This is a genomic window from Kitasatospora sp. NPDC127116, assembly GCF_042677365.1.
Lineage (GTDB): Bacteria > Actinomycetota > Actinomycetes > Streptomycetales > Streptomycetaceae > Kitasatospora > Kitasatospora lactacystinica.
On record NZ_JBHXTL010000278.1, the window covers coordinates 1 to 3,040 of the forward strand.

The window sequence follows — 3,040 nt, forward strand, 5'->3', positions numbered from 1 at the left end:
CGACTGACTACGCGTCGTTGGCGGAGAGAGCAGGCCGTGAGTTGGAGGAGGCCTCCGCGCAGGAGGTCCTCGCCTGGGCGGCCGAGACCTTCGGCGGGCGGTTCTGCGTGACCTCCTCGATGGAGGACGCGGTGGTGGCCCATCTGGCGTCCTCGGTGTTCCCGGGGGTGGACGTGGTGTTCCTGGACACCGGCTACCACTTCCCGGAGACCATCGGGACGCGGGACGCGGTGGCCGCGACCATGCCGGTCAACGTCATCACGCTCACCCCGCTGCGGACGGTGGCCGAGCAGGACGCCGAGCACGGGCCGCGGTTGCACGACCGCGACCCGGACCTGTGCTGCTCGCTGCGCAAGGTCGAGCCGCTCAACCGGGGCCTGGCCGGCTACGACGCCTGGGCGACCGGGCTGCGCCGCGACGAGTCCCCGACCCGGGCGAACACCCCGGTGGTGTCCTGGGACCCCAAGCGCCGCAAGGTCAAGATCGCGCCGATCGCCCGCTGGACCCAGCAGGACGTGGACGCCTACGTCGCCGCCCACGGCGTGCTGCTCAACCCGCTGCTGTGGGAGGGCTACACCTCGGTCGGCTGCTCCCCCCTGTCCTGCACCCGCAAGCCCGCCGAGGGCGAGGACGCCCGGGCCGGCCGCTGGTCCGGCTCCGGCAAGACCGAGTGCGGCATCCACCTCTGACCATCCGTCCATTCTCGTGTAAGGAAAGAACCGTGACAGCTGACACTCTGGCCGCCGACGGAGCCGTAGAGGCGGCCCGCGCGGCCGCCCCCTGCGAGCGCGGCGCCACCGTGTGGCTGACCGGGCTGCCGAGCGCGGGCAAGACCACGCTGGCCTTCGCCCTGGCCGAGCGACTGCGCGCCGAGGGCCACAAGGTCGAGGTCCTCGACGGCGACGAGATCCGCGAGTTCCTCTCCAAGGGCCTCGGCTTCACCCGCGAGGACCGCCACACCAACGTCACCCGCATCGGCTACGTCGCCGAGAAACTCGCCGCCAACGGCGTCAAGGTCCTCGCCCCGGTCATCGCCCCCTTCGCCGACTCCCGCGCCGCCGTGCGCGAACGGCACGAGGCCGCCGGCACCGACTTCCTGGAGATCCACGTCGCCACCCCCGTCGAACTGTGCGCCGAACGCGACGTCAAGGGCCTCTACGCCAAGCAGGCCGCCGGCGAGATCACCGGCCTCACCGGCGTCGACGACCCCTACGAAGCCCCGGAACACCCGGAGCTGCGCCTGCAGACCCGGGGCCGCGAGGTCACCGAGTCCGCCGCCGAACTGCACGCCTTCCTGACCGAACGGGGCCTGGCATGACCACCGCGACCGACACCCTGGTCCGCACGGACGACAACCCCTTCGCGCTGTCCCACCTGGACGCGCTGGAGGCCGAGTCGGTGCACATCTTCCGCGAGGTCGCGGGGGAGTTCGAACGCCCGGTGATCCTCTTCTCCGGCGGCAAGGACTCCATCGTCATGCTGCACCTGGCCCTCAAGGCCTTCGCCCCCGCGCCGGTGCCGTTCTCCCTCCTGCACGTCGACACCGGCCACAACTTCCCCGAGGTCATCGACTACCGCGACCGCGTCGCCGCCCGGCACAGCCTGCGCCTGCACGTCGCCCACGTCCAGGACTTCATCGACGACGGCCGCCTGCGCGAGCGCCCCGACGGCACCCGCAACCCCCTGCAGACCGTCCCCCTCCTCGACGCCATCGAGACGAACCGCTTCGACGCCGTGTTCGGCGGCGGCCGCCGCGACGAGGAGAAGGCCCGCGCCAAGGAACGCGTCTTCTCCCTGCGCGACGAGTTCGGCGCCTGGGACCCGCGCCGCCAGCGCCCCGAACTCTGGTCCCTCTACAACGGCCGCCACGCCGTGGGCGAACACGTGCGCGTCTTCCCGCTGTCCAACTGGACCGAACTCGACGTCTGGCAGTACATCGAACGCGAGGGCATCGAACTCCCCGAGATCTACTACGCCCACGAGCGGGACGTCTTCGCCCGCTCCGGCATGTGGCTGACCGCCGGCGAATGGGGCGGCCCCCGGGAGAACGAACCCGTGCAGCGGCGCCTGGTCCGCTACCGCACCGTCGGCGACATGTCCTGCACCGGCGCCGTCGACTCCGACGCCACCACCATCGAGGCCGTCATCACCGAGATCGCCGCCTCCCGCCTCACCGAGCGCGGCGCCACCCGCGCCGACGACAAGCTGTCCGAGGCAGCGATGGAAGACCGCAAGCGCGAAGGGTACTTCTAGACATGAGCACTGCGACCGCCACTTCGCTGCTGCGTTTCGCCACCGCCGGTTCCGTCGACGACGGCAAGTCCACCCTCGTCGGGCGCCTCCTGCACGACTCCAAGTCCGTCCTCGCCGACCAGCTGGAGGCCGTCGAGCACGCCTCCCGCAGCCGCGGCAAGGAAGCACCCGACCTGGCCCTGCTCACCGACGGCCTGCGCGCCGAACGCGAACAGGGCATCACCATCGACGTCGCCTACCGCTACTTCGCCACCCCCCGACGCCGGTTCATCCTCGCCGACACCCCCGGCCACGTGCAGTACACCCGCAACATGGTCACCGGCGCCTCCACCGCCGAACTCGCCGTCGTCCTCGTCGACGCCCGCAACGGCGTCGTCGAGCAGACCCGCCGCCACGCCGCCGTCGCCGCCCTCCTGCGCGTCCCGCACGTGGTCCTGGCCGTCAACAAGATGGACCTCGTCGACTACGCCGAGCCCGTCTTCGCACGGATCGCCGCCGAGTTCACCGCCTACGCCGCCTCCCTCGGCGTCACCGACGTCCTCGCCGTCCCGATCTCCGCCCTCGCCGGCGACAACGTCGTCGAACCGTCCTCGCACATGGACTGGTACGGCGGCCCGACCCTGCTGGAACACCTGGAAACGGTCCCCGTCGGCAGCGACCCGAGCGCCGAACCCGCCCGCTTCCCCGTCCAGTACGTCATCCGCCCCCAGACCGAGGAACACCCCGACTACCGCGGCTACGCCGGCCAACTCGCCTCCGGCGTCCTGCGCGTCGGCGACACCGTCAC

At 71.5% G+C, this 3,040-nt stretch carries 4 protein-coding genes; all 4 read left to right on the top strand.

What is annotated here, in order from left to right:
• A partial coding sequence (locus ACFVHV_RS43555) for a phosphoadenylyl-sulfate reductase (RefSeq protein WP_380359395.1) occupies positions 1 to 689 on the top strand: 689 nt, incomplete at its 5' end.
• A 47-nt stretch (positions 690 to 736) separates the two neighbouring features.
• On the top strand, positions 737 to 1,318 hold the full coding sequence (gene cysC, locus ACFVHV_RS43560) for an adenylyl-sulfate kinase (protein ID WP_380359403.1): 582 nt from the start codon (positions 737 to 739) through the stop codon (positions 1,316 to 1,318).
• Positions 1,315 to 2,253, top strand: coding sequence for a sulfate adenylyltransferase subunit CysD (gene cysD / locus ACFVHV_RS43565; protein WP_380359398.1), 939 nt, complete (start codon positions 1,315 to 1,317; stop codon positions 2,251 to 2,253). The genes cysC and cysD overlap by 4 nt, the downstream gene beginning before the upstream one ends.
• A 2-nt stretch (positions 2,254 to 2,255) precedes the next feature.
• Positions 2,256 to 3,040: sulfate adenylyltransferase subunit 1 (locus tag ACFVHV_RS43570; protein WP_380359401.1), on the top strand; the 785-nt coding region annotated here is incomplete at its 3' end.